Here is a 17,750-nt window from a genome sequence, read left to right as displayed (position 1 = left end):
CGACGTAGTGCGGCACGCGAAACTCGTCCGGCGTCCAGGCAGACGCCCCGCCCCGACGCGGCCAGTCGCGTCGCACTACGCCCGTTGGGCCATTCACGCCCTGGTCGAAGGGCTGCGCGGCTACTGCGAGCTTCGCGCGGGCATGGTGGCTCACTCCCATCTGAGTGACCGGGGATGTGCGTGGTCACGGGTTGGTGAGGTGGAGCTGGACCTCGACCTCCTGGTCGCCGGCGACGGTGCCGACCTTCTCGACGGCGAAGGCCGCGTCCAGGGTCCGGCAGAGGCGTTCCACCGCCACGGGGCAGCCCTGGAGGTCGGCCGTGACCGTTCCGGCAAGGGCTACGCCGGAGACCTCGGCGGGGGCGTGTTCCACGAGGAAGTTGCCCGTCCACGCGGCGGGGCGCGGCCCCTCGGTGCCGTGGGGGACGGCCTCGCCGCGGTCGGATTCGAAGTGGTCGCCCAGGAGGTGGAAGACCGCGTCGGCGTCCGGCGCGGAGCAGTCGCCGAGCACGACCTCCACCAGGTCCCGGGAAGCGGGGGCCTCCGGGGGGAAGGCTGTCGAAGCTGATGTGCCGTTCACGTCGTTCTCCGTGTCTCTCGGTGGAAACGGGTGGTCCTGTCACGGCCCACTCGGGCCTCCCTCCCCGTCATCCGGCGCAAGCGATGTAACCGGCAGCTCCACCGGCGCCAGTGGCCACATGGCCGGCCCCTGAAGTACCGACCCGTCCGTGGCGAAGCGCGAGCCATGGCATGGGCACTCCCACGTCGTCTCCGCCGCGTTGAACGCCACGATGCAGCCCAGATGTGTACAGCGCGCCGAGACCGCGCGGACGGTGCCGTCCTCGGCGCGGTGGACGGCGCATCGGTGTCCGTCGACGCGCACCACCGCGCCCGATCCCGGCGGGATCTCGGTGACGGAGTCGACATGGGCGGTGTGCAGCCGGTCGCGGACGAAGTGCCGTGCGACATCGGCCTGTTGCCGCAGCAGAGCGGGCGCTTCCCGCACCGCGCTCCACAGGCGGCGGGGGTCGTACAGCTCGGCCCAGGGCGGCTCGTCGCCGGTGATCAGCCCGCTCAGCAGCTGCCCGGCGAGGACGCCGCTGCTCATGCCCCACCCGCCGAAGCCCGTCGCCACATACGCGTGCCGGGCGCCGGGATGCAGCGGGCCGATCATGGGAATCCCGTCGCCCGAGTCGTTGTCCTGGGCTGCCCAGTGGTACGCGGTGTCCTCCACGGCGAAGTGCTCGCGCATCCACGAGTCGAGCCGGGCGAAGGACGCCGCCGCGTCGCCCGTACCCGGTGTGAAGCACTCCCCGGTCACGATGAGCAGCCGCCGCCCGTCGGCGCCGTACGGAGCGGTGCGCACCGAACGCCGGCCCTCGTCCTCGGTGATGAACATGCCGAGGGGGCCGGGGTCGGAGGCGAGCGGCGCGGCGACGACGAGTTCCCGGCGGGGCTGGAGGCGGGCGAACAGGAACGCGCGGTCGAAGATCGGGTAATGGGTGGTGACGACGACGGCGTGCGCGGTCACCGTGTGCTGCGCCTCGGTGGTCACCGTGCACGGGATGCCGCCGAGCATCTCGGTCACCCGGGAGCGCTCGAAGATCACGCAGCCCTGGGCGATCAGATCCCCGGCCAGGGCCAGCAGGTACTTGCGGGGGTGGAACTGCGCCTGGTCGTCCACCCGGACCGCGCCCGCGACGGCGAAGGGCAGACCGGTGTCCTCGGTGTACCGCGCGGGGAGACCGGCCTCGCGGGCGGCCTCGGCCTCGGCGCGCAGCATCGCCGTGCCCTCCTGGCGGACCGAGTAGGTGAAGGCCGGGGCGCGCTCCAGATCGCAGTCGATGGGCACGCCGGCACAGATCTCGGCCACGCGCTCCACCGCGCCCTGCTGCGACATGGCGTACAGCCGGGCGGCCTCCTCGCCGTGCGTGCGGCGCAGGCGGTCGTACACGAGGGTGTGCAGCGCGGACACCTTGGCCGTGGTGTAGCCGGTGACTCCGGCGGCGATGCGGTCGGCCTCGAGGACGGCGACCCTCCGGCCCGCGCGCGTCAGCTCCCAGGCGGTGCTGAGCCCGGCGATTCCGCCGCCGATCACCGCGACATCGACCTCGACGTCCTCGTTGAGAGACGGGTAGGAGGTCGTGCCGCTGGTGTGCATCCAGTACGACTCGCCCCGCCCCGGCAGTTCCAGTCTCGGCGCCACGGTCAGGCCTCCTTCCCGTCACCCGCGATCGGGTTCCCGCGCCGTGCCCCGTAAACCCCCGCACCCCCCTCGAACATGGTGACCGCGATACCGGTGAGACGCTCGTCGAGTGGGGGAGGGCCTCGGGAGGCGGGCGCGAGGACTCGCGGAGGGGAGACGCTGTGTCCTCGCGCCCTACGGCCGTCGCCCAAGTCATCCCGGCGGCGGCCGCTCCCCGCCGGCTGCCACCCTTGCTCCCGAAGGGGCCGGGGCAGGGGGCGGAGCTCAGCCCCTGACCCCAGTGTCCTCCCGCCGGCCGGACAAAGCGGCTGATGTCAGGCGGCCGTCACGCCGTCGGCCGCCCCGTACTCCCGGCCCGCCTCCGCGCGTACCCGAGCGCAGCTGAGGTGGATGAGGCGGGAGACGTGCATCTGCGAGATGCCGAACTTCTCGGCGATGCGGGCCTGCGTCATGCCCTCGAAGAAGCGCAGGTAGAGGATGGCGCGCTCGCGCTCGGGAAGGCGGCTCAGCCCTGTCTTGGCGGCTTCGCGGTCGGTGATGAGGTCGTACGCGGTGTCGGGTGCGCCGAGCGCGTCGGCGAGGCTCTGTCCGTCGTGGCCGGACGGCGAGAGCTCCGCGTCGAGGGACAGCGCGCTGTAGCTCTCGATCGCCCTGAGCCCTTCGAGGACCTCCGCCTCGGTCAGCCCCGCGTGCGCGGCGATGGCGCCGACGCCGGGCTCGGGGCTGCCGGGCCGGTCGGTGAGGTCGCGGCGGGCCGAGCGGACCTTGTTGCGCAGGTCCTGCACGCGGCGGGGCACGTGCACGTCCCACATCCGGTCGCGGAAGTGCCGGCGCAGCTCGCCGGTGATGGTGGGCACGGCGTAGCACTGGAAGGGCCCGCGCTCGGGCCGGTAGTGGTTGATCGCCTTGACCAGTCCCATGGCCGCGACCTGTTCCAGGTCCTCCGTGCTCTCGCCCTTGTTGCGGTAGCGGCGGGCGATGCGGTGCGCCATGGGCAGCCACGCCTCGACGAGCTCCTCGCACAGCAGGTCCCGCTCGGGGCCCTCGGCGAGACCGGCCACCCGCGCGAAAGCCGCCGTCGTGTCGGGGGTGTCGTCATGGGCGTGGCGGGAGGTACGACGGCGGTGGGCGGGGCCCGCAGTGATGTCAGTGAGCATCGGGATTCGCTCCTCAACGGTGTGCCGGCGCGGGCCGCAGGAACGGTCCATACGAGGCCCCCAAGGGCCTCCGGCCCGAAGCATCGACATGCGACTGCACTTCGATTCTCCGGCCGCACGTGCCCATGTGCGACTCGGCGGGCGCCGCGTCACGCCGGGTCATGGACGCTCGGCGGACGGTTTCCGTCGAGTTCTGGTGTGTCGGACCCGGTGCCAGGGGGTACCCGGTCGCCGGCAGCGCCCTGACCGAGTCCCCCGTGCGCCGAGAGGGGGCGCCCTTCATGAACAGCAAGCTGATCTCCAGGACCGGACCGGACGACGCGACGTCGCACCACGCGATCCTCGGATCTCCCTGCTGGGTGAGCCTGGCGGCGCGCGACCTGTCGGCCGCGGAGTCGTTCTACGGTGCCGTCCTGGGCTGGACGTTCCGGGCGGGCTCGCTGGGTGAGCGGTTCGTGGTGGCGCTCTCGCAGGGGCGGGCCGTGGCGGGGATCGGAGGGGTCGCTCCGGCTCTGCAGGTTCCCGTCGCGTGGACGCCCTATTTCGCGGTGGCCGACGCGGACGAGACGGTCGGCCGCGTACAGGAGCGCGGCGGCACTGTGGGTGTCGGTCCGATCGCCTTCGAGACCGGTCGGGCGGCGCTGGTGTCCGACCGCGCCGGCGCGGTCTTCGGGATCTGGGCCGGCGCGCTCGTCCGCAACTTCGGCGCGTGGCGCCGGGGCGCGCCCCTGTGGCTGCGCCTGGTCACACGCGACGCGTTCGACGCCGCGATCTTCTACGGGGAAGTCCTCGGGTGGGCGTGCCCGGGCTGCTGCGACGTGCGGTACGAGGACGAGGAGGTCGTCGTCGTCTGTGGGGGACAGCCGGTGGCCGCGCTCGTCGGCGGGACGCCGGGATCGGCCCCCGACCCGCAGTTGCGGCCGCACTGGCAGGTCCGCTTCACCGTCGGCGATGTCGCCACGTGTACCCAGGCCGCTGTCGAGCACGGCGGAACGGTGACGGGCTGCGACGGGGACACGACGGGCGAGTGTGTGACCCTGCTCGACCCCGAGGGCGCCCAGTTCACGCTCTTCGCACCCCGACTGCGACCGCAGGAGCCCGACGACCACCGGTGACCGACGGCTCGCGTCCGGAGCAGGGCCCTGGCGTCCGCGTCGGACCCGGTCCCGCCGTCACTGCGTCCGGCGCCGCAGGAAGTTCATCGCGGACAGCGTGAGCACGGTTTCGCCGCGCTGGTTGAACACCTCGATGTCGGTGTGCACGATCCCGCGGTCGGGTTTGGACTGCGAGGGGCGCGCGGACACCACCGTCGTGCGGATCGACAGGCTGTCACCGGGGCGCGCGGGGCGGGTCCAGCGCAACGCGTCGACGCCCGGGGAGGCGAGGCTCGCCACCTTGCTCACGTAGTGGTCCGCGTACATGCGCATCATCAGTGAGGCGGTGTGCCAGCCGCTCGCGATCAGCCCCTTGAAGGGGCCCTGCTCCGCGGCCTCGGGATCTGTGTGGATGTTCTGCGGATCGAACTCGCCGGCGAACCGCAGGATCTCCTCCTCGGTCACCGTGACGCTCCCGAATACGTGGCTGGACCCGGGAACGTAGTCCTCGAAGTAGCGTTCTTCGATAGGGGTGTTGAAGTCCGTGCCGATCGCTGTAGTAGTCATCGAAGGCACGGTAGCCGACCTCCTGGATCAGGCGGGGGAGCCCGGGGTGGCAACGTGGCGCAGACTCCGGTCGAACACGGTCAGGAGCAGGAAGAGCGCCCCGGCGCCGAGCATGAACCAGGCCAGATGGTGCATGCCACCGGTGTCGGCGTGCTGCCCGAACGCGGTCGCGCCCGCCGCGGAGGCGACCATCGAGCCCAGGTAGATGAACGTGCGGAGCAGCCCGGACGAGGTGCCCACGCGCGCCGGATCGGCCTGGTAGTACACCGAGTTCTGCAGGGCGAGGCTGTTGAGTCCCTGGGGCACGCCGAAGATCAGGGCGACGGCGAGCAGCATCCAGATGGGGCTTGTGCCGCCGAGCCTCAACAGCAGTGTGCAGGCGGCGAGTTGGAAGACCGCCCCGATGAGCAGCTTGCCGCGGATCGACTTGTGGCGGCCGGTGAGGGTGGAGACGGCGATACCGGTGAGGAAGATCGGCAGATGCACGAGGCCGGCCTGCGACGGCGAGAGCCCACGGCCCTCCTCCGCCCACTGCGTGAAGCCGTAGAGGAAGGCGTACGAGACCACGTAGGCGACCAGAGCGCGGCCGTAGGTGGCGAGCAGCGGGGTGTTGCCGGCTAGCACTCTGAGGTCGATGAACGGTACGGGGGCGCGCAGTTCACGTACCGCGAACGCGGCGGCCGCGGCGGCGGCGATGGCGAGCAGGTACCACGCGTCGGCGTGCAGGTTCATCAGGAACAGCAGGAGCGAGAACAGCAGCGCGGCGAACAGCGCCATGCCGGGGAGGTCGAGTTCGGACGCGATGTTCCTGCCGCCCGTGCGGCGCGGGCGGGCCTGTACGGGCAGCCGGCGGGCGCCGAGGATCAGGGCGGCCGCCGCGAGTGGGATGTTGAGGGCGGACGTGGCGCGCCAGCCGCCCACGTCGATGAGGAGCCCGCCGAGGGAGGGGCCGATGACGGCGATCGTCTGGCCGGACACCGCGAGCGTGGTGAGGATGCCGCCGGGACTGTCGCGGCCGGTCCGCTGCGCCTCGCTGCGCAGCAGGGACATCGAGGCCGGATAGCCGGCGCAGGTCCCGAAGCCGAGGAGTACGCGTGCGGCGATCAGACAGCCCAGGTTGGGGGCCAGCGTGCCGGCGATGCCCGCGATGCCGACCAGAGACGTGCTGATCAGGAAGAGGCGTCGCGGTCCGAAGAGGTCGATGAGCCGTCCGACGACGGGCTGCCCGAGGGCGGTGGCCAGATAGAGCGCCGAGACGAGCCACGCGGTCTGCGCGGGAGGCGCCCCGAACGCCGCCCCGATGGGGACGAGGGCCACGGCGATGATCGTGGAGTTGATCGGGTTCAGGACCGAGCCGAGGATCATCGGCGGGATCAGCCTGCGGTCGAAGTGACCCGCCGGGGCGCCGCGCGGCCCGGGTTCGGACTCTGCCGGGGCGCCCTCGGCCGCCGGTGCGGGTATGTCGGGGTTACTCATGGGCGGGTCGGCCCCTGGCGGGTACGCGGCGGGGGCACAGCGTTCTTGCTCATGCCTTCACCGTAGATTTGACAGGTATACCTGTCCAGTTTGACTGAGCAGTTTTGCTTCCCTTTTGTGTGGTGGTCCGGCGGTCCGAGTGGCGGCCCACGTCCTGCGGGCAGCGTGGGAACGCCTGAGTGGCGCACCCGCGCAGGGTGAGTGGCGTACCGGGTGCGCATCGTATTCGCCCAGCTCACACGGGATGTGGTGGGCGTCGGTGCGCCGTCCGTGCGACAGGGCGCCGGAGTCACGCGGGTATAAAATTTCCCATGTGAGATTCCGGCGATGGTCGATGGATCGCCTACTGGAGCGGCCACCGGGCCGCGGTCTGGTGGTTGTTCCGCTCGTTCTGATCGTTGTGATCACTCTGGTGGACATCCACTCGCCGACCGACGTCCACCTCGGCCCGCTGCTCGTCATCGCACCGGCCCTGACCGCCTCCATCGCAGGCCCCCGGCTGACCGCCCTGGTCGGACTCCTGGCCGTCGGCGCCCAGATCCTGATAGCGGTGCTGCACGGCGGCCTGACCACGGCCAACCACATCTCGCAGATCATCGCCATCACCTTGCTCTCCGTGCTGATCGTGATCTTCTGCCGTGCGGGGGAACGGCGCCGACAGGAGCTGAACCGGGTGCGGTCGGTGTCCGAAGCGGCGCAGCGGGTGCTCCTGAGACCGCCGCCCCGCAGGGTCGGTCCGCTGCGCGTGGCCTGGCTGTACCTGGCCGCGGGGGACGAGGCCAAGATCGGGGGCGACCTGTTCGCGGTCGCCCGCGCCGCCCACCCCAGCACCCGCGCACTCATCGGTGACGTACGCGGCAAGGGCCTCGCCTCCATCGGCGAGGCGTCGGTCGTGCTCGGGGCGTTCCGCGAGGGCGCGCACCGCCACGCTCAGCTGCCCGAACTGGTGGCGGCCATGGAGGACAGCGTCGCCCGGAACCTGGAGGAGGTCGCCGACACCGAACACGACGCCGGAGAGCACTTCGTCACCACCCTCGTGCTCGACATCCCGGACGACGGCCCACGAGCCGAGATGGTCACCTGCGGCCATCCACCCCCACTGCTGGTGCGCGAACGCCAGGTCACCGAGCTTGCGCCACGTCAGTCCGCACCACCCCTGGGCATGGGCGAACTACCCCTCCCCCCGCTCCTCAGTGACCGCTTCACCTTCACGGCCGGTGACTTCCTGGTCCTCTACACCGACGGAGTCATCGAGGCCCGCTCGCCCACCGGCGCCTTCTACCCGCTCGCCGAGCGGGTCGCCTCATTCCCGTCCTTTCCCGCCGGCGGCCCAGACTCCCTGCTGAACCACATTCACCGCGACCTGCTCGCCCACACCGGCGGGCAGCTCGATGACGACATCGCGCTCCTCGTCATCGAACGCGTACCCAGCCGGCACCTCCTCCGCCCGCTTCTCGACAGCCGGCCCATGACGGACCAGACCGCCGACGCTTACCCCGACGGAGCGCCGCCGTCGAGGGCTCGCGGACGTGGGATCTGAACGGTCACTTTCCAGGGCCACGGACCGTGAGCCGACTCGCCGAGTCACATTGCTGTGACTGTCAAGGGGCCTCGGTGAGTGACTCGGGCAACGTCTGAGGGGCGGGTGCTCCACGGAGATCTGCACAGGTCCCGAAGTGCCTTCGTGACCTCGGCGGGCGCCTCCTCCGCCATGAAGTGGCCGCGCGCGACCAGGGTGTGCCGCAGGTCCTCGGCCCAGGCGCTCCACAGCGCAGCCGCGTCGAAGCCGAGCGCGGCGCCCCAGTCCTGCTGAAGCACGGCGACCGGCGCGTCTCAGCCGCGCGCGCCGCCCGCACGGCAGAGTGGGCGTGTGGATGCAGATGATGTCGCCGAGGATCTCTACCGCCTGCCGCCCGTACAGTTCATGGCCGCACGCAGCGAACAGGTCGCCGAGGCGAAACGGGCCGGGGACGCGGCCGCCGCGCGTCGGATCGCCGCCTTCCGCAAGCCGACTCTCGCCGCCTGGGTGTCGAACCTCCTGGCGCGTCAGACGGAGGAGGCGGGGCAGTTCCTCGAGCTCGCGGAGGCGCTGCGGGAAGCGCACCGTACGCTCGACCCGGAGCAGTTCCGGACTCTCAGCCACCAGCAGCATGTGCTGATCGCGGGCCTCGCGCGACAGGCGGGCGGGCTCGCCAGACGGGCGGGCCAGCCGGTGAGCCCGAGCGTCCTGCACGAGGTCGAACAGATCCTCCGCGCGGCGCTGGCCGACGCGGAGGTCGCCGAGCAGTGGGCCGCCGGGAGGCTCACGAAGGTGCCCGCCGTGTCCACCGACTTCCCCGGTACGGCGCCTCTGGCGCAGGTGTCGAAGAAGGCCGAAAGGCCCACCCCTACCCCCGCGAGCAAGGCCCCCGACCTCGCTGAGGAGAAGCGCCGCGCCCGCCTGAAGGAGGCGATGAAGGCAGCCACCGAGGCCGCGGCCGAAGCGGGCCGTCGCGACGACGACGTGCGCCGTGCGGAGGAGGAGCACGAGCGGGCCACCGCCCGGCGGTCCGCGGCGGACGAACGCGTCGCACTCCTGACGGTTCAGCTCAGCGAGGCCGAGGAGGAGCGGCGCACCGCTGCCGAGGCGGCGGACGAGGCGTCCGTACGGGTCCGGGACGCCGCACGCGAACTGAAGGCCGCCCAGCGGAGAGCAGCGAGTACGTCCCGGGCCGTTGAGCGGCTCTCCGGAGGCGATTCCGGCCGCTGAGCACGGAGTTCACCCGTGCATCACGAACTGGTCACGCCACCCACCCGTACCCAAGTTCCATTGGATGCTGGCGACCGAGATCACGTCAGGGGATACGTGCTCGCGAAACGGAGTGAGGACATGACCGATCCGACCGCCGCACCACGACAACTGACCCACGCTCAGATCGACGAGGCGTCGCACGGCCACGACGTCCCGCTGGTGCGGGTGACACTCCCGGGGACCACAACCCCCGTGTGGCTGGCCACGCGCTACGACGTGGTGAAGGCGGCGCTCGGCGACACCCGCTTCGTACGGGACCCGGCGAAGGTTCCCGGTACGCAGGGCGGGGGTGTCGGCGCGGAACTGCTCGACGACGCGGGGCTGCCGCCGGAGTACCGGCAGTACCTGGAGATCCTCGTCATGGTCGACGGGCCCGAGCACACCCGCCTGCGCACACACGTGATGCGGGCCTTCGCGCCGCGCCGGATCGCCGCGCTGCGGCCGCGCATCGAGCGCATCGTCCAGGACGTGACCGGTGAACTCGTCGCGAAGGGGGACCAGTTCGACCTCCTGAGAGCCTTCGCCTACCCGGTCATGACGGACGTCATCTGCGAGATCATCGGCGTGGACGCGGCCGACCGGCCGAAGGTGAGCGGCTGGATCAGGGACTACGAGTCCGGTGAACCGGACCGGTTCCTGCCCGGCATCGACCACCTCGCCGAGTACATCGGCCGGCTGCTCGACCTCCGTGGCCCGGCGCCCAAGGAGGACCTGGTCTCCGATCTGCTGCGCTCCAGCGCCACGGCGGCCGAGGGGCAGCGCCTGACGCGCCAGGAGATGATCGCGCTCGTCTTCCTGCTGATCAACACGGGGATCGCGCCGCCCGCCTTCTTCATCACCGACGCGGTCCTCACCCTCCTCGACCACCCGCAGGAGGCGGTCCGGCTGCGGGCCGAGCGCGACCTGCTGCCGCGCGCCGTCCAGGAGTTGCTCCGCCATGTGTCGGCGGTACGGGTCGGCGCCACCCTGTACGCCACCGAGGACGTGGAACTCGGCGGCGTCCTCGTGCGCCAGGGCGAGGGCGTGACGAGCGGACTGCTGGCAGCCAACCGCGACCCGGGAACCTTTGACGACGCCACGCGGCTCGACCTCACACGCGAGGTGGCACGCGGGGCCGGGCACATCGCGTACGGACACGGCGCGCACCGCTGCATCGGCGCCGCGCTCGCCAACCTCCAGACCGAGGTGATCCTCGACGAGCTGTTCCTGCGCCGGGACAGTCTCAAGCTGGCCGTCGAGCGGGAGGCCGTCGAGCGCGGCGGGTTCGCGGGCGACGGCACCTATCCGATCGCGCTGCCGGTTCGCATCTGAGTCGGGGCCGGGCCCGTGCGGGGCTGGGCACCGTCACAGAACGGCAATGCCCAATGGCCGACGACCCGCGGGCAGCCGGTGGGTCTTCCCGCTCTCCAGGTCCACGACGGTGATCCCGTCCCAGAATCCGTCTCGCGTGAAGCCTCCGGTGACGTAGGCGGTGCGGCCGTCGCGCGACGCGGCGACGTCCTCGTGCGGGCCGTCGAGCGGGACGACGCGCTCCTTTCCCTCGACGGTACGGATGGTCAGCGAGGCGTCGTTGTCGCCTGCGCTGATCGGTCCCGTGCCGACGGCGAGCAGCGTGCCGTCGGGGGTGAGCCGGGCGCCGTGCTGGTGTGTGCGGCGGTCATCGGTTCGACGGCGTCCTTGCACCGGCATCAGCCGATCGGCTGATGCCGACGCGGCCGGCCCAAGGGGCGGTACGACGAGGAAGGCCCCCTCCCTACCCGGTGGGGGGCGCGGAGGGGGCCTTGACGGAGGCTCGCCCTCAGGGTGTGCACCGGTTGCCGTCGCCACGACAGGAACCTGAAGACGTCCTCGGGCATCTCAACGAGCGGACATGTGCCATGTTCTGCCATACCCGCACGGGACACCCGCACGGAGCTGATCGGCGTGTCACGTTGACGCGTGGTGCGGGCTCCATGCGTTCACCGTGATTCCCGACCGTGCGGCGCCCGTGATCGATAGGTTGTTCCCCTGCGTCGGCCGTCATCGGGACGGCGATGTGCGCAGGGGTGCAACGTGGGAGGTCAGATGCGTTCGCGTGTCTCGGCGTATGCGGTCGCTGTCATGGACGAGCAGGCGCTGCTCACCCAACTCGCGGACAGTTCACCGGTGTTCGAGCCCGGCCTGTGGCACCTGCCCGGTGGCGGGATCGACCCGGGGGAGCAGCCGCACGAGACGTTGGGGCGCGAGCTGTACGAGGAGACCGGCCTGGAGCTCCTGGACGCCCGGCTGGTCGACGCGAGGGCGTACACCGCTCACCGGCTCGGCATCGACTGGCATCTGGTGGGGCTCTTCTACCGTGTCGACCTCAAGCCCGGCTCTCCCGTGGTGACCAAGGGGGACGACTCCACCAGCGCCGTCGCCTGGATGCCCCTGTCCGGCTTGCGGGAGTCCGAGCTGTCCCCTGCGGCGGTCGACGGCTTGGCGATGACCGGTGTGCGCTGTGGCCTGTCTTCAATATTCCGCCTGCCCCGCATGGGCGCGGCCCACCAGTGGAGGAAGCGAACATGACCTTCCCCGGGAAAGGGGCATAAAATGCCGTGGGGAGTCTGGAGGCAGCATGGCCGAGAATCTGGACCGCAGTACACGCCGGGGCTCCGGCTGACAAAATACTCGTCCTCGATGGAGTCGATGACATCCCGAACCGGGCTGATCCCCTTCAGCCGTCCCTCGGACCCCGGCGATTCTGGGGAGGTGACTGGATGGATGCGATCGGTTCGTCGCCGACGGGCCTGACGACGGCGGGCACGGTTTCCGAGCCCGGCGGCCTTCTGGACGCCCTGGCCGTGGCCGCGGTGATGATCGACGCCCAGGGCCGGATCTGCCTGTGGAGCCCGCAGGCCGAGGAACTGTTCGGCTTCACCGCCGAGGAGGCGCTGGGGCAGTACGCCGCGCCGCTCCTGGTCGCCCCGGAAAACGTGGATCTGGTGCTCGGCCTGTTCGCCGAGGTCATGGAGAGCGGCCGGAGCTGGGCAGGCGTCTTCCCCGTACGCCACAAGGACGGCAGCACCCGCCTGGTGGAGTTCCGCAACATGCGGCTCCACGACGAGCTCGGAGACGTCTACGCCCTCGGCATCGCCAGCGACCGGGCCCTCCTGCGCCGCGTCGAGAGGGACCTCGCGCTGTCCGTGCAGCTGGTGGCCCAGTCGCCCATCGGGCTCGCGGTCCTGGACACGAACCTGCGCTATGTGATGGTCAACCCCGCGCTGGAACGCATCAACGCCCTGCCCGCCGAGCAGCACATCGGCCGAGGCGTCGGCGAGGCCCTTCCGTTCCTGGACACTGCAGCCATCACGGCCACGATGCGCCAGGTCATGGCCACGGGCACCCCGGTCCTCAACGAGTTCACCGTCGGCCGCCCCGGCGGCGCCTCCGACGTGGAACACGCCTGGTCGGTGTCCTACTACCGGCTGGACGACCCGGCCGGCCGGGTCCTCGGCCTGGCCATCTCCGTGGTGGACGTGAGCGAACAGCACCGGGCCTCGCAGGAAGCCGCCCGGGCCCGCCGGCGCCTGGCTTTCATCGCCGACGCGTCCAGGACCGTGGGCACCACTTTGGACGTCGAGCAGACCGCGCACGAGCTGGCGTCGGTGGTCGTCCCAGAGCTGGCCGACCTGGCGGCGGTCGACATACTCGACGCCGTGCTCCAGGGCCGGGGCCAGACCACCCCGGCCGCCGGAGGACCCGCTCTGTTCCGGGCACTGGCGGTGACGGCGGCCTACTCCACCAACGCGCTCCACGCCGCCGACACCCCCGGGCAGATCGCCAGCTACGCGGCCGACCGGTACATCACCCAGTGCGTGACCTCAGGGCGCCCGGTGCTGGTGGAGCACGTGAGCGAAGCGGACCTGGAGCGCATCGCCCCCGACCCGAAGTCCGCCGGGGTCCTGTCCCGGGCGGGGCTGCACTCCTATCTGGCGGTGCCGCTCATCGCGCGCGGAGAGGTGCTCGGCGCGCTGGACCTGGGCCGCGCGAGGAACGAGCTGCCGTTCGACGAGGACGACGTCGTCCTGGCCGGCGAACTGGCCGCCCGCGCGGCGGTCTGCATCGACAACGCCCGCTCGTACCAGAGTGAACGCCGCACCGCCCTCACTCTCCAGCGCCACCTGCTCCCGCCCAGGCCGCCCCGCAGGCCCGGCCTGGAGATCGCTTACCGCTACCAGCCCGCCCAGTCGGCCAGCGAGATCGGCGGCGACTGGTTCGACACCATCCCGGTGGCCGGGAACAAGACCGCCCTCGTGATCGGTGACGTGATGGGCAGCGGCATCAACGCCGCCGCCACCATGGGCCAACTGCGCACCGCCACCCGCACGTTGGCGGACTTGGACCTCGCGCCGGCCGAGGTGCTCCGCCACCTCGACCACACCGCCGCCGAACTCGACCCCGCGTTCGCCACGTGCATATACACCGTGTACGACCCGCACCGCGGCGAGTGCCGGATCGCCGTCGCGGGTCACTTGCCGCCCATCCTGGTCAGGCCCGGCCGGCGCCCCGAACTCCTCGACCTGCCCACGGGGACACCCCTCGGTGTGGGCGACGTCGCCTTCCAGGAGACGACCGTGAAGATGGAGAGCGGCGACCAACTCGTGCTCTACACCGATGGGTTGATCGAGACGCGTTCCGACGCCATAGACGCCCGCATCAACACACTGCTCGATCTGCTCTCCGAGCCGCAGGGGTCCCTGGACGAGGTCTGCGACCACCTCCTCGTGGCACTGCGGGACGAGGGGGACCGCGACGACGTGGCCCTCCTGATCGCCCGGGCCCGCCCGCTGGGGTCCACGTCGTAAAGCCTCGGCGCGATCCGGTCGCCTACAACAACTGCCGCCTGCGGCCGAGCCACGTCTGCGCGATGACCACGACCGCGAGGAACGCGCCGCTGACGACCTGCTGGTAGGAGGAGTCGAGGGAGCCGATCTGGTTGATGACGTTCTGGATCACCTTCAGGAGCAGCACACCCACCAGAGAGCCGCTGACGTAACCCAGACCGCCGGTCAGCAGGGTGCCGCCGATGACGACCGCGGAAATGGCCTCCAGCTCCATGCCGTTGCCCAGAATCGTGACGCCGGAGGCGAGCCAGGCGGCGTTGAGCGCGCCGGCCAGGCCCGCGAGGACGCCGGACAGCGTATAGACGATGATCTTGGTGCGGGCCACGGGAGCACCCATGAGGGCGGCCGCATCCTCGTTGCCGCCGACCGCGTACACATGCTGGCCGAAGCGGCTGCGGCGCAGGACCACCGCGCCCGCCACGAACAGGACCAGAGTGATCCACACGGGGTTGCCGACGCCGAGGGTCGTGCCCTGGCCGAGCTCGGCGAGGAACGACCCCTTCTTGACGAGGTAGGTGTCGGCGCCCTCGTTGGTCAGGGACAGCATCAGGCCGCGCGCGCCCAGCATCGCGGCCAGCGTGACGATGAAGGGAGCGAGCCGCGAGCGGGCGATCAGCAGGCCGTTGACCACACCGATGAGACCGCAGACGACCATCGGCAGCAGGAGCGCCGCCAAAGTGCCGTACTGCGAACCCCACGCGGCCAGAACACCGCCGAGAGCGAAGAGCGAACCGACCGACAGGTCGATGCCGCCGGTGATGATGACGAAGGTCATGCCGAGCGCGACGACCGCCAGGAACGCCGAGCTCGTCGCCATGTTGGACAGGTTGTCCCCGGTGGCGAACGAGCCGAAGCTCAGCGACGCCACCGCCGACACGATCAGGAGGACCGCGAGCGCGCCGTGCTGCTGGACCAGCGCGCTCAGCCGCTCGGAGCGGCTGCTGCCCACGGGCTCGGCGGCGTCGAGCAGCTCCTTCTCGGTACGGGCCACGGCCTCTTCCGTTTCCGTCCTGGTCGCCGTCATCGCTTCCCCCGTCCGCGCGCCGCGTACACCGCAAGCACGATCACGATGGCCTGGGCGATCTGCGTCCACGAGGGCGGCAGATCGTGCTTGATGAGGGTGGCGGTCAGCAGCTGGATGAGGACGGCGCCCGCCACCGTTCCGGCGATGTTGACCCTGCCGCCGCTCAGGGGGGTGCCGCCGACCACCACCGCGGTGATCGCGGACAGCTCCATGAGGTTGCCCAGCGACGTGGGGTCGCTGGCCTGCAGCCGCGCGGTTGCGAGCACACCGGCGACAGCGGCGAGGAGCGCGCACGCCACGTAGACGAGCATCAGGACGCGGCGTACCGGGAGCCCCGCGAGCTTCGCGGCCGCCCGGTTGTCGCCGATGGCGAGCAACTGCCGCCCGAAGGTGGTGCGCCGGATGACGAAGGCGACCAGCAGAGCGAGCGCGGCGGCGATGACGATGAGGTAGGGGATGCCGAGCACGTCACCCGAACCGAGCGATGCGAGCCCCGGGTTGTGCAGGTCCTTGAGCTGCGGCAGCAGCACCAGGGCGATGCCTCGGCCGCCGACCATGAGGGCGAGGGTGGCCACGATCGGCTGCACACCGACCCAGGCGACCAGCGCTCCGTTGGCCAGGCCCACCACAGCCGCGAACACGGCCACCGTGAGCAGGGCCGGCACCAGCCCGTATCCCAGATAGAGGGCAGTGACCGAGGCCGCGAGCGCCATGACCGCGCCCACGGACAGGTCGATTCCCTCGGTGCCGATGGCCAGGGCCATGCCGAGGGCGACGATGATCACGGGCGCGACCTGCACGGCCTGCGTCCGGAAGTTCTCCGCGGACAGGAAGTGCGGCGTCACGGCGATGTTGACGACGAGCAGGACGGACACGCCCGCGTACACGCCGTACGTCTGCATCCACTGCAGGACTCGTGCGCGGTCGAGGGCGACCGGGCGTATCGCGGCCTCAGCCATGGCGGGTCACCTCCCCGACGGCGCCGGGGCTGCCCGTCGCGATGGTCTGCATCAGCTTGTCCTCCGTGACGTCGTCGCCGGTCAGTTCGCCGACGACCGCGCCGTCCTTCAGCACGACCACGCGGTCGGATCCTTCGATGAGTTCCTCCAGGTCGGAGGAGATGAGCAGGACACCGAGGCCGTCGTCGGCCAGTTCGTCGACCAGTTTCTGCACCTCGGCCTTGGCGCCCACGTCGATGCCGCGCGTGGGCTCGTCCAGGAGCAGCACCTTCGGGTTCATCGCCAGCCAGCGGGCCAGGAGCACCTTCTGCTGATTGCCTCCGGACAGCTCACCGACCTTCTGGTCCGGCGAGGACGCCTTGATACGGAGCCTCTTGACGAAGGTGTCCACGATCTTGTCGACCTGGGCCTCGGAGACCAGACCGAAGCGGGAGAGCCTCGGCAGCGCGGCCAGCGCGATGTTCTCGCGGACGGAGAGCCCGGGGACGATGCCCTCGCTCTTGCGGTCCTCGGGCAGCAGGCTGATGCCGGCGCGGATGGCGGCGGGCGTGGATCCCGAGCGCAGCGGGACACCGGCCACGGTGACGCCGCCCGCCTTCGACGGCATTGCCCCGGAGATCGCCTTGGCGGTCTCCGTGCGCCCCGACCCGAGCAGCCCGCCCAGACCGACGACCTCGCCGGGACGGATGTCCAGCGAGACTCCGAGCAGTTTGTGAGGAACCGTCAGATCTCGTGCCCTGAGCACAGGTTCGGAACTCGCGGCATGGTTTTCGCCGGTGAACTTGGTGACGCCCTCACTGCGTACCTCACCCATGTCACGCCCCAGCATCGTGGACACCAGCGTGAGCCGGTCCAGGTCCGCAAGCCGTCCGGTGTGCACGCGGCGGCCGTCCCGCAGCACTGTCACGGTGTCGCACACGGCGTACAGCTCGTCGAGACGGTGGCTGACGTAGATGACGGCGATCCCGTCGGCGCGCAGCCGGCGGATCACCTCGAACAGCGTTTCCACCTCCCGTGGTTCGAGGGAGGAGGTCGGCTCGTCCATGATGACGACGCGTGCGTCGGTGGCGACGGCCCGGGCCAGGGCCACCATCTGCTGGGCGCCGACGCCCAGCGTGCGCAGCGGCTGCCGCACGTCCACCCGCACCCCGTACGCGCGCAGCGTCTGTGCGGCGTCGCGGTGCATACGGCCGAAGTCGAGCAGCCCGAACCGGTTGCGCGGCTCGCGCCCCAGGAAGAGGTTGCGGGCCACGCTCAGCAGCGGGATGAGGTTGACCTCTTGGTAGATCGTGGAGATGCCCGCGTGCTGGGCCTCCAGCGGTGTGGCGAAGGAGACCGGGCGGCCCTGGAAGGTGATGTCTCCCGCGTCGGGCCGGTACACACCGGTGAGCACCTTGATGAGCGTCGACTTGCCGGCGCCGTTCTCGCCGATCAGGGCGTGGACCTCACCGGCGTGCAGCGCGAGGTCCACACCGTCGAGGGCCCGGACACCGGGGAACGACTTGCTGAGTCCGCGGACAGTGAGGACTTCGGCGGAGGGAGCCACCTGTGCCTCCAGGGTGGGGTGACGGCTAGGGCAGGGGAGCGGAGTACGGAGGTCGGGGGCGGGGT

General features: G+C 71.0%; 14 protein-coding genes and 2 pseudogenes. 6 read left to right on the top strand and 10 right to left on the bottom strand.

Annotation, left to right across the window (positions count from 1 at the left end):
* Positions 1-184: 184 nt before the first annotated feature.
* The 3 genes from ACY0PA_RS05245 to ACY0PA_RS05235 form a co-directional block, all read right to left on the bottom strand.
* Entirely contained in the window at positions 185-580 is a 396-nt protein-coding gene (locus ACY0PA_RS05245) for a hypothetical protein (RefSeq protein WP_473083563.1), read from the bottom strand.
* Between the two features lie 39 nt (positions 581-619).
* Positions 620-2,161: an FAD-dependent oxidoreductase gene (locus ACY0PA_RS05240; RefSeq protein ID WP_473086238.1), complete on the bottom strand. Its 1,542-nt coding sequence runs from the start codon at positions 2,159-2,161 to the stop codon at positions 620-622.
* Positions 2,162-2,520: 359 nt separating this feature from the next.
* Positions 2,521-3,363 carry a SigB/SigF/SigG family RNA polymerase sigma factor gene (locus ACY0PA_RS05235; protein ID WP_473083562.1) on the bottom strand — a complete coding sequence of 281 codons (843 nt, stop codon included), beginning with the start codon at positions 3,361-3,363 and terminating at the stop codon, positions 2,521-2,523.
* A gap of 281 nt (positions 3,364-3,644) precedes the next feature.
* Here ACY0PA_RS05235 and ACY0PA_RS05230 point away from each other — a divergent pair, with 281 nt between their 5' ends.
* Entirely contained in the window at positions 3,645-4,478 is an 834-nt protein-coding gene (locus ACY0PA_RS05230) for a VOC family protein (RefSeq protein WP_473083561.1), read from the top strand.
* A gap of 57 nt (positions 4,479-4,535) precedes the next feature.
* Here the strand turns inward: ACY0PA_RS05230 and ACY0PA_RS05225 are convergent, their stop codons facing one another.
* Positions 4,536-5,024: a MaoC family dehydratase gene (locus tag ACY0PA_RS05225; protein ID WP_473083560.1), complete on the bottom strand. Its 489-nt coding sequence runs from the start codon at positions 5,022-5,024 to the stop codon at positions 4,536-4,538.
* 27 nt (positions 5,025-5,051) lie between these two features.
* Positions 5,052-6,389 (bottom strand): MFS transporter, encoded by a 1,338-nt coding sequence (locus tag ACY0PA_RS05220; protein ID WP_473086237.1) that lies wholly within the window; start codon positions 6,387-6,389, stop codon positions 5,052-5,054.
* Between the two features lie 511 nt (positions 6,390-6,900).
* Here ACY0PA_RS05220 and ACY0PA_RS05215 point away from each other — a divergent pair.
* A complete protein-coding gene (locus ACY0PA_RS05215) occupies positions 6,901-8,040 on the top strand; it encodes a PP2C family protein-serine/threonine phosphatase (RefSeq protein WP_473083559.1) in 1,140 nt (379 codons plus the stop codon).
* Between the two features lie 44 nt (positions 8,041-8,084).
* Here the strand turns inward: ACY0PA_RS05215 and ACY0PA_RS05210 are convergent.
* Positions 8,085-8,327: pseudogene (locus ACY0PA_RS05210) on the bottom strand (hypothetical protein); the annotation flags it as partial.
* A 43-nt stretch (positions 8,328-8,370) separates the two neighbouring features.
* Between ACY0PA_RS05210 and ACY0PA_RS05205 the strand changes: the two are divergent.
* On the top strand, positions 8,371-9,249 hold the full coding sequence (locus ACY0PA_RS05205; RefSeq protein ID WP_473083558.1) for a hypothetical protein: 879 nt from the start codon (positions 8,371-8,373) through the stop codon (positions 9,247-9,249).
* Positions 9,250-9,369: 120 nt separating this feature from the next.
* On the top strand, positions 9,370-10,602 hold the full coding sequence (locus ACY0PA_RS05200) for a cytochrome P450 (protein WP_473083557.1): 1,233 nt from the start codon (positions 9,370-9,372) through the stop codon (positions 10,600-10,602).
* Between the two features lie 33 nt (positions 10,603-10,635).
* Here ACY0PA_RS05200 and ACY0PA_RS05195 read toward each other — a convergent pair.
* Positions 10,636-10,962: pseudogene (locus ACY0PA_RS05195) on the bottom strand (YncE family protein); the annotation flags it as partial.
* Positions 10,963-11,355: 393 nt separating this feature from the next.
* On the opposite strand from ACY0PA_RS05195, the gene ACY0PA_RS05190 reads away from it, so the two are divergent.
* Positions 11,356-11,838, top strand: coding sequence for an NUDIX domain-containing protein (locus tag ACY0PA_RS05190; RefSeq protein WP_473083556.1), 483 nt, complete (start codon positions 11,356-11,358; stop codon positions 11,836-11,838).
* Positions 11,839-12,029: 191 nt separating this feature from the next.
* Entirely contained in the window at positions 12,030-14,117 is a 2,088-nt protein-coding gene (locus ACY0PA_RS05185) for a SpoIIE family protein phosphatase (protein WP_473083555.1), read from the top strand.
* 22 nt (positions 14,118-14,139) lie between these two features.
* Here ACY0PA_RS05185 and ACY0PA_RS05180 read toward each other — a convergent pair whose 3' ends face one another.
* From ACY0PA_RS05180 to ACY0PA_RS05170, 3 genes are read right to left on the bottom strand one after another with little or no spacing between them, the layout of a single operon-like run.
* Positions 14,140-15,180, bottom strand: coding sequence for an ABC transporter permease (locus ACY0PA_RS05180; protein ID WP_473083554.1), 1,041 nt, complete (start codon positions 15,178-15,180; stop codon positions 14,140-14,142).
* Positions 15,177-16,139 (bottom strand): ABC transporter permease, encoded by a 963-nt coding sequence (locus ACY0PA_RS05175; protein ID WP_473083553.1) that lies wholly within the window; start codon positions 16,137-16,139, stop codon positions 15,177-15,179. Before ACY0PA_RS05175 ends, ACY0PA_RS05180 begins: the two co-directional genes overlap by 4 nt.
* On the bottom strand, positions 16,132-17,685 hold the full coding sequence (locus ACY0PA_RS05170) for a sugar ABC transporter ATP-binding protein (protein WP_473083552.1): 1,554 nt from the start codon (positions 17,683-17,685) through the stop codon (positions 16,132-16,134). Before ACY0PA_RS05170 ends, ACY0PA_RS05175 begins: the two co-directional genes overlap by 8 nt.
* Between the last annotated feature and the right edge of the window lie 65 nt (positions 17,686-17,750).

Source organism: Streptomyces sp. DS1-CR2 (assembly GCF_055760475.1).
This window is presented reverse-complemented; position numbering and strand designations above follow the sequence as displayed.

What these genes read in the sequence shown, in the direction of transcription:
- ACY0PA_RS05200 (WP_473083557.1), top strand. Translation starts at nt 9,370, where the DNA reads ATGACCGATCCGACCGCCGCACCACGACAACTGACCCACGCTCAGATC.
- ACY0PA_RS05190 (WP_473083556.1), top strand. Translation starts at nt 11,356, where the DNA reads ATGCGTTCGCGTGTCTCGGCGTATGCGGTCGCTGTCATGGACGAGCAG.
- ACY0PA_RS05175 (WP_473083553.1), bottom strand. Translation starts at nt 16,139, where the DNA reads ATGGCTGAGGCCGCGATACGCCCGGTCGCCCTCGACCGCGCACGAGTC.
- ACY0PA_RS05225 (WP_473083560.1), bottom strand. Translation starts at nt 5,024, where the DNA reads ATGACTACTACAGCGATCGGCACGGACTTCAACACCCCTATCGAAGAA.
- ACY0PA_RS05180 (WP_473083554.1), bottom strand. Translation starts at nt 15,180, where the DNA reads ATGACGGCGACCAGGACGGAAACGGAAGAGGCCGTGGCCCGTACCGAG.
- ACY0PA_RS05230 (WP_473083561.1), top strand. Translation starts at nt 3,645, where the DNA reads ATGAACAGCAAGCTGATCTCCAGGACCGGACCGGACGACGCGACGTCG.
- ACY0PA_RS05185 (WP_473083555.1), top strand. Translation starts at nt 12,030, where the DNA reads ATGGATGCGATCGGTTCGTCGCCGACGGGCCTGACGACGGCGGGCACG.
- ACY0PA_RS05235 (WP_473083562.1), bottom strand. Translation starts at nt 3,363, where the DNA reads ATGCTCACTGACATCACTGCGGGCCCCGCCCACCGCCGTCGTACCTCC.
- ACY0PA_RS05220 (WP_473086237.1), bottom strand. Translation starts at nt 6,389, where the DNA reads ATGATCCTCGGCTCGGTCCTGAACCCGATCAACTCCACGATCATCGCC.
- ACY0PA_RS05240 (WP_473086238.1), bottom strand. Translation starts at nt 2,161, where the DNA reads ATGCACACCAGCGGCACGACCTCCTACCCGTCTCTCAACGAGGACGTC.